Below are 7170 nucleotides of genomic sequence, written 5' to 3' on the forward strand. Positions count from 1 at the left end.
GCAAAGCCGAGGGCGCCGCCCCCGCCGCCGGGGGAGCCGGCGCCCTCGGCTTTGCTCCAGGCCAACACCCCCGAATGGTCGGTCGGCGACCTCGCCGCCGCCCTCAAGCGCACCCTGGAGGATGCCTTCGGGCATGTCCGCCTGCGCGGCGAGATCTCGGGCTATCGCGGGCCGCACGGCTCGGGCCACGCCTATTTCTCGCTCAAGGACGGCTCGGCCAAGATCGACGCGGTGGTGTGGAAGGGCGTGCTCGGGCGCCTGCGGCAGAAGCCCAAGGAAGGGCTGGAGGTCGTCGCCACCGGCAAGATCACGACGTTTGCCGGGAAATCCTCGTACCAGATCGTCATCGACTCGATGGAGCCCGCCGGCATCGGCGCCTGGATGGCACTGCTGGAGGAGCGCAAGCGCGCGCTCGCGGCGGAAGGGCTGTTCGAGGCCGAGCGGAAGCGGCCGATCCCGTTCCTGCCGCGGGTGATCGGCGTCGTCACCTCGCCGACCGGCGCGGTGATCCGCGACATCCTTCACCGGCTGGAGGACCGCTTTCCCCGCCCCGTGCTGGTCTGGCCGGTGCGGGTCCAGGGGGAGGGCGCCTCGGACGAAATCGCCGCGGCGATCCGGGGCTTCAACGCGCTTGCCCCCGACGGCCCGATCCCGCGGCCGGACGTGCTGATAGTCGCCCGCGGCGGCGGCTCGATCGAGGATCTCTGGGCCTTCAACGAGGAGGCGGTGGTGCGCGCCGCCGCCAACTCCGAGATTCCCCTGATCTCGGCGGTCGGCCACGAGACCGACACCACGCTGATCGATTTCGCCTCCGACCGCCGCGCGCCGACGCCGACGGGCGCGGCCGAGATGGCGGTGCCGGTGCGGGCGGAGCTCTCCGCCCAGATCCACGATCTCGGCGCTCGGCAGGCCGGCACGATGCTGCGGCGGATCGAGCGGGAGCGGGCGGATTTCCGCGCCCTGGTGCGGGCGATCCCCGGCGCCGATGCCTTCCTCGCCGCCAAGCGCCAGCGCCTCGACCTCGCCGACGCCCGGCTGAGGCCGGCGCTCGCCGCCAATGCCCGCGATTCCCGCGAGCGCCTGAACCGCCTCGCCGACCGGCTGACCCGGCGCTCGCCGGTGATCGCGCTCGCCGAGGCGCGGGCCCGTCTCGCCGGCATCGATCACCGCCCGCGCACGGCGATCCTCCGCATCATCGAGCGCCGCCGCGACCGGCTCGGGGCGCAGGCCGGCCTGCTCGGGGCGCTGAGCTACAAGGCCGTGCTCGCCCGCGGCTACGCGCTCGTGCGCGACGCCGACGGCCTGCCGGTGCGCACGGCGGAGGCTGCCGCGACGGCCGCGCGGCTCCAGCTCCAGTTCGCCGACGGCGCGGTGGCCGCGGTGCCGGAGGGATCGTCGTCCCCGCCCTCGCCGCGACCGAGACGCGCGGCCCGCAACCCGGAGCCTTCCGCGGTCACCGGGTCGGAGAAGGCACGGGCGCCCGCCGCGCGGCAGGGCTCGCTGTTCTGAAACGGGCCGCGCGCCGCCTCCATCCTGCGCGCGCTTGGCCCCGCTGGGGCCGAGCGGCCTTGTCGTGTAGCGCGCCCTCCGCGTTCAATTTATGATCGCATCGCGCACGGGTCACCGCCGATGTCAGTTGTCTCGACCTTCGACGACCGGGAGCTCGCCACCGTCCGGCGGGCCTATGCCAGGCAGATGCTCGCGGTCGCGGGGATCGATCGCGATCCCGCGCTGGAGGCGGCCTTCGCGACGGTCCCGCGCGAGCGCTATCTCGGACCGCCGCCCTGGCGGATCGCGCGGTTCACGGGCTACGCGGTCATTCCCGAGGCCGATCCGGTCCTGGCCTATCAGGACGTGCTCTTCGCGCTCTCTCCGGAGCGCGGCGTCAACAACGGCAGCCCGTCGCTGCACGCGGGCTGGCTGCACCACGCCGGGCTCCGGCCCGGCGGGCGGGTCGTGCATCTGGGCGCCGGCACGGGCTACTACACGGCGCTGCTCGCCCACCTGGTCGGAGCGTCCGGTCACGTCGTGGCGGTCGAGTCCGAGCGCCGGCTCGCCGACCTCGCCCGCAGCAATCTCGCGGACCTTGCCCAGGTCACCGTCGTCGAGGGCGACGGGGCGGACTGGCCCCGGGACAAGGCGGATTGCATCTACGTCAACTTTTCGGTCGAACGGCCGGCGCCGGCCTGGATCGACCATCTCGACGCGGGCGGGCGGCTGATCTTCCCGCTGGGCGTCCCCCGGCCGGAGGGCAGGCCGGGGGCGGGCCGCCACGCCCTCCACGGCGCGGCGCTGCGTGTCGAGCGGCGCGATGCGGACCTCTTCTCCGCGGCCTGGCTCGGTCCGGCCTTCTTCGTCTGCGCCGAAGGGGGCGAGGGAAGGCTGGTCGGGAGCGAGGCGGAGCGCGAAGCCTTGAAGGCGGCCTTCACGCGCGGCGGCGTGGAGTTCGTCCGGTCTCTGCGCTGGCGGCGGTCGCCCTCCGCGCGCTCCTGGTTCACGGGTTCAGGCTGGTCGCTGTCCTACGACGAGCCGGGATGAGCGGGACGGGCACCTTGACCCGCCCCGCCGCCTCTGCGACCGAGCGGCACGGCTCCTGCCTGACCGGCGGCGGGCCCCGGCACCCCGCAGGAGAGACGCGTGACCACGACGATCGACTCGGACCAGAAGCTCCATCTCGTGTTCGGCGGCGAGCTGGAGGACGTCTCGGGCGTGCGCTTCCGGGACATCAAGGATCTCGACATCGTCGGCATCTTTCCCGACTACGCCTCGGCCCAGACCGCGTGGCGCTCCAAGGCCCAGGCCACCGTCGACAGCGCCCAGACCCGCTACTTCATCGTCCACCTGCACCGCCTGCTCGAACCGTGACCGGGGCAGGGCGGGGCCGCGGCATGAAGCCATTGTGACGAACCGGCACGGCTGATATGAGCCCGCGCGGCCGGATGCTTGTGCGGTCCCGGACGTAATCGGTTCGCGCGCGTCCCGCGAGTGACTTGAAGAGTGAGCCGAGAGACGCCCGGCATGACGTCGTCCATCAAGATCATCGCCGGCAACGCGAGCCGTCCTCTTGCGGAAGCGATCGCCGCCTACCTCGAATTGCCGCTCGCGAGCTGCATGGTCCGGCGCTTCGCCGACATGGAGATCTTCGTCGAGCTGCAGGAAAACGTGCGCGGCGAGGACGTCTTCATCGTCCAATCGACCTCGTTCCCGGCCAACGACCACCTGATGGAGCTGCTGATCATGATCGACGCGGCGCGTCGGTCCTCGGCGCGGCGCATCACGGCGGTGATCCCCTATTTCGGCTACGCACGGCAGGACCGGCGCACCTCGGGCCGCACGCCGATCTCGGCCAAGCTGGTGGCCAACCTCATCACCGAGGCCGGCGCCGACCGCGTGCTGACGCTGGACCTCCATGCCGGCCAGATCCAGGGCTTCTTCGACATCCCCACCGACAACCTGTTCGCCGCCCCGGTGATGGTGCGCGACATCAAGGAGCGGCTGGCCCCCGGCGAGCGCATGGTGGTCTCGCCCGACGTCGGCGGCGTGGTGCGCGCCCGGGCGCTCGCCAAGCGCATCGACGCCTCGCTCGCCATCGTCGACAAGCGCCGCGAGCGGGCGGGCGAGTCGGAGGTGATGAACATCATCGGCGACGTCGAGGGCCAGTCCTGCATCCTCGTCGACGACATCGTCGATTCCGGCGGCACCCTGGTGAACGCGGCCGAGGCGCTGCTCAACGCCGGCGCCCGGGACGTGTCGGCCTACATCACCCACGGGGTGCTGTCGGGCGGGGCGGTCTCGCGCATCGCCGCCTCGCGGATGAAGGAACTCGTCATCACCGACTCGATCCTGCCGACGCAGGCGGTGAAGCTCGCCCGCAACATCCGCGTGATCTCGATCGCGCCCCTGCTCGGCGAGGCGATCGGGCGCACGGCGACGGAATCGAGCGTGTCGAGCCTGTTCACCTGAGCAGAAGCCGGGATCGCAAAGGGGTCACCCCTTTGGCGGGGTATCGGGGCGGAGCCCCGGCTGATTCCCAGGGCTCCGCCCTGGACCCGCGAAAGGGCTCGCCCTTTCGAAACCCCTGACCTTTCCCGCTCAGCGGATGTCCGTGATCTCGAACTCGTGGTCGTTCACCGTCACGGTGTCGCCGACGCCCTTGCCGGTGAGCGCGCGGGCGAGCGGCGCGACGTAGGAGATCGAGCCGGCCGAGGGGTCGGCCTCGTCCTCGCCGACGATGCGGAAGGTCTGGCGCGTGTCGTCCTCGCGCACCACCGTCACGGTCGCGCCGAAGCGCACCACGTCGCCCTCGAACGCCTCGACCAGCTGCGCCGAGTTCTTGCGCGCGCTCCAGTAGCGCAGGTCGCGCGAGAGGCGGGCGTGGTCCGCCTTGTCCTGCTGCGGCGAGAGACCGGACAGCTCGCCTTCCAGCCGCGCCACCTCGGCCTCGATCTGCGCGAGCCCCTCGGGCGTCACGAAGTTGGTGTGGGCGGAAATCGGCCGGTCGGGGAGGTCCTCGAACGCCTCACCGCCTTCCGGCTCACGGACGAATGCTCTGCTCATGAGATACGCAATGCCCAAGCCTCCGCCGCGGTTCCCGCGGGGCCGGGGCGCGGGCTCGGGTTCAGCCGATCGCGACGACGGTGCGGCCCCGCACCTGACCGTCGAGCAGGGGTTCGGCGAGGCCGCCGGCCTCCTCCAGGGAGACCGTCCGCGTCATCCGCCGCAGGAGGTCGCGGTCGAGGTCGCGCGCGAGGCGGGCCCAGGCCGCGCGGCGGAGCTTCTGCGGGGTCGTCACGCTGTTGATGCCCAAGAGCGCGACGCCGCGCAGGATGAAGGGCGCGACGGAACTCGGCAGGTCCATGCCCCCGGCATTGCCGCAGGCGGCGATGGCGCCGCCGCCCCGCGTCATCGACAGGGCGTTGGCGAGCACCTTTCCGCCGACCGCGTCGATGCCGGCGGCCCAGCGCTCCTTGGCCAGGGGGCGCGGCTCGCCCGCGAGCGCCTCGCGCTCCAGGATCTCGGCCGCGCCGAGACCCTTCAGGTACTCGGCCTCGCCGGTCCGGCCCGTCGCGGCGACGACGTGCCAGCCGGCGCGCTTCAGGAGGGCCACCGCCACCGAGCCGACGCCGCCGGAGGCGCCCGTCACCAGGGCCGGCCCGGCTTCCGGCGTCAGGCCGTGGTGCTCCAGCGCCAGCACCGACAGCATCGCGGTGTAGCCGGCGGTGCCGATCGCCATGGCGTCGGCCGGGCTCAGGCCCTCGGGCAGGGGCACCAGCCAGTCGCCGCGCAGCCGGGCGCGCTCGGCCAGTCCGCCGAGATGGGTCTCGCCGACGCCCCAGCCGGTGAGCACCACCGCGTCGCCGGCCTTGTAATCGGGATGCGCGGAGGCCTCGACGGTGCCGGCGAAATCGATGCCGGGGATCATGGGGAAGCGGCGCACCACCGGCATCCGGCCGGTCATGGCCAGCCCGTCCTTGTAGTTCAGGCCGGAATGGGAGACCCGCACGGTGACGTCGCCGTCCATCAGGTCGGCCTCGTCGAAATCGCGCAGGGCGAGGCTCTGCCCGGCCTCGCCCTTCTCGATCACCCAGGCCCTGAACGCCGCCATGATCCGCTCCTCCCGTCTCGTGCGCCGGGAGGGGAGCTACGGCGGCCTCGCCTCGAATCAAGGCCGCCGGTCAGGGCCGCGAGCGAGGACGTGATCGAGGACGTGCCTCAATACCCGTCGTAGATGCTGCCCTGGGAGAAGCCGAGGCCGACGGCGACATCCGCGGACGACGCCCCGGTGATGCCGAGGGCGTCCGGGATCGAGCCGATCCCGAGGGGACCGTAGCCGGGACCGGGACCGAAGGCCGGCCCGGCGACGGGGGCGGCGGCGGGCACCCAGGCGGCGCGGGCGGGCTGCACCAGCACGCGGCGCTGCGTGGTGGCGTAGACCGGCGGCAGGGTGTGCGGGATCGCCTCCGGCGGGCGCACCAGCACGCGCCGGGTCTGCACCGCGTAGCGCGGCGGCGTGGTCACCCAGCAGCCGACGAGCTGGCCGTAGGCGTCGACGCGCGTCTCCCAGCGGCGCCCGCCGGGGGCGACCAGCACCCGCTCGGACACCGTGTCGTAGACCGGCGGCGTGGTGCGGTAGACCGTGCGCGGCGGCTGGACCAGCACCCGCTCGGCGACGGTGTCGTAGACGGGCGGCGTCACGACCCGGCGATAGCACTCGGCGCTGACGCAGTTCCCCCCCGCCTGCGCGGGCGCGGCCAGGGTGACGACCGCGCAGGCGGCGACGGCAAGGGCGGGAAACAGGCTCGGGCGGAGCAGGGGGGCGGCCATGGAACAACCTCGGAACGCGACGCGACGTCGGGACGATCTCGGGCACCACCGCAAACCCCGTCCGGGACTTGCGCGGCGTGCCATTCGACGTCCAGATAGCGGCCAAGGTTGCTTCCCGGACAAGCTCAATTGTCGAAGACAGTAAAATTAACCAACGACTAAGACTACGCAGATCTGAACACCGTGCCTCGACTTCGAATTCCGGCCGGCGGGCGGAACCGGGCCGGAGCGGGAACCGGGGCGGCGGCGTTGCCGAAAAGCCCGCCGCGCGGCGCGGGGGAGGGCGGGCGGAAGGGCGCGCTTGTCAGCCCACCGGCCAGGGGCTAGAGCGCTTCCAAATCGGGCGGCGGCGGCGCCCGGAACGCTTGAACCCGCCGCACGAGGGATCGCATCCGCGCGAGAGCGGGTGGCGGGCCGGTGAGGAGCGCGCCCGACCCCGCCCAGGCAAGCGGCAGACAAGCGGATTTTTGAGGACCGAACGGCCCATGACCTACGTCGTCACCGACAACTGCATCAAGTGCAAGTACATGGACTGCGTCGAGGTGTGCCCCGTGGATTGCTTCTACGAGGGTGAGAACATGCTCGTCATCCATCCCGACGAATGCATCGATTGCGGCGTCTGCGAGCCGGAATGCCCCGCCGAGGCGATCAAGCCCGACACCGAGGGCAACCTCGAGAGCTGGCTGAAGCTCAACGCCGACTACGCCAAGACCTGGCCCAACATCACCCAGAAGAAGGATGCCCCCGCCGACGCCAAGCAGTGGGACGGGGTGGGCGGCAAGCTGGAGGCGCATTTCTCGCCCAATCCCGGCTCCGGCGACTGACGCCCTCCGCCGCGCGGCGGAG

General features: G+C 72.3%; 8 protein-coding genes. 5 read left to right on the plus strand and 3 right to left on the minus strand.

The features are described 5' to 3' along the window. From xseA to MFF42_RS12275, 4 genes are all read left to right on the plus strand, one after another. Positions 1–1509, plus strand: a 1509-nt coding sequence (gene xseA / locus MFF42_RS12260; RefSeq protein ID WP_238255997.1) for an exodeoxyribonuclease VII large subunit, incomplete at its 5' end; no start/stop codon positions are given. 120 nt (positions 1510–1629) lie between these two features. Continuing rightward, positions 1630–2538 (plus strand): protein-L-isoaspartate O-methyltransferase family protein, encoded by a 909-nt coding sequence (locus MFF42_RS12265; RefSeq protein WP_238255998.1) that lies wholly within the window; start codon positions 1630–1632, stop codon positions 2536–2538. A 99-nt stretch (positions 2539–2637) separates the two neighbouring features. Next, positions 2638–2865 (plus strand): DUF4170 domain-containing protein, encoded by a 228-nt coding sequence (locus MFF42_RS12270; protein ID WP_017484292.1) that lies wholly within the window; start codon positions 2638–2640, stop codon positions 2863–2865. A gap of 153 nt (positions 2866–3018) precedes the next feature. Continuing rightward, complete coding sequence (locus tag MFF42_RS12275) at positions 3019–3963, plus strand: ribose-phosphate pyrophosphokinase (RefSeq protein WP_017484291.1); 945 nt, start codon at positions 3019–3021, stop codon at positions 3961–3963. Positions 3964–4092: 129 nt separating this feature from the next. Here the strand turns inward: MFF42_RS12275 and greA are convergent, their stop codons facing one another. The 3 genes from greA to MFF42_RS12290 form a co-directional block, all read right to left on the minus strand. Continuing rightward, positions 4093–4557: a transcription elongation factor GreA gene (gene greA, locus MFF42_RS12280; RefSeq protein ID WP_238255999.1), complete on the minus strand. Its 465-nt coding sequence runs from the start codon at positions 4555–4557 to the stop codon at positions 4093–4095. A gap of 61 nt (positions 4558–4618) precedes the next feature. Then, a complete protein-coding gene (gene acuI / locus MFF42_RS12285; RefSeq protein WP_238256000.1) occupies positions 4619–5605 on the minus strand; it encodes an acrylyl-CoA reductase (NADPH) in 987 nt (328 codons plus the stop codon). 107 nt (positions 5606–5712) lie between these two features. After that, positions 5713–6324 (minus strand): hypothetical protein, encoded by a 612-nt coding sequence (locus MFF42_RS12290; protein ID WP_238256001.1) that lies wholly within the window; start codon positions 6322–6324, stop codon positions 5713–5715. A 485-nt stretch (positions 6325–6809) separates the two neighbouring features. Between MFF42_RS12290 and fdxA the strand changes: the two genes are divergently transcribed. After that, on the plus strand, positions 6810–7148 hold the full coding sequence (gene fdxA / locus MFF42_RS12295; RefSeq protein ID WP_141953210.1) for a ferredoxin FdxA: 339 nt from the start codon (positions 6810–6812) through the stop codon (positions 7146–7148). The last annotated feature ends 22 nt before the right edge of the window (positions 7149–7170 follow it).

The sequence above is a fragment of the Methylorubrum podarium genome (genome assembly GCF_022179745.1).
GTDB classification, from domain to species: domain Bacteria; phylum Pseudomonadota; class Alphaproteobacteria; order Rhizobiales; family Beijerinckiaceae; genus Methylobacterium; species Methylobacterium podarium.

Coding starts and splice junctions, on each gene's coding strand:
- MFF42_RS12265 (WP_238255998.1), top strand. CDS start 1,630: ATGTCAGTTGTCTCGACCTTCGACGACCGGGAGCTCGCCACCGTCCGG.
- MFF42_RS12275 (WP_017484291.1), top strand. CDS start 3,019: ATGACGTCGTCCATCAAGATCATCGCCGGCAACGCGAGCCGTCCTCTT.
- greA (WP_238255999.1), bottom strand. CDS start 4,557: ATGAGCAGAGCATTCGTCCGTGAGCCGGAAGGCGGTGAGGCGTTCGAG.
- acuI (WP_238256000.1), bottom strand. CDS start 5,605: ATGGCGGCGTTCAGGGCCTGGGTGATCGAGAAGGGCGAGGCCGGGCAG.
- MFF42_RS12290 (WP_238256001.1), bottom strand. CDS start 6,324: ATGGCCGCCCCCCTGCTCCGCCCGAGCCTGTTTCCCGCCCTTGCCGTC.
- fdxA (WP_141953210.1), top strand. CDS start 6,810: ATGACCTACGTCGTCACCGACAACTGCATCAAGTGCAAGTACATGGAC.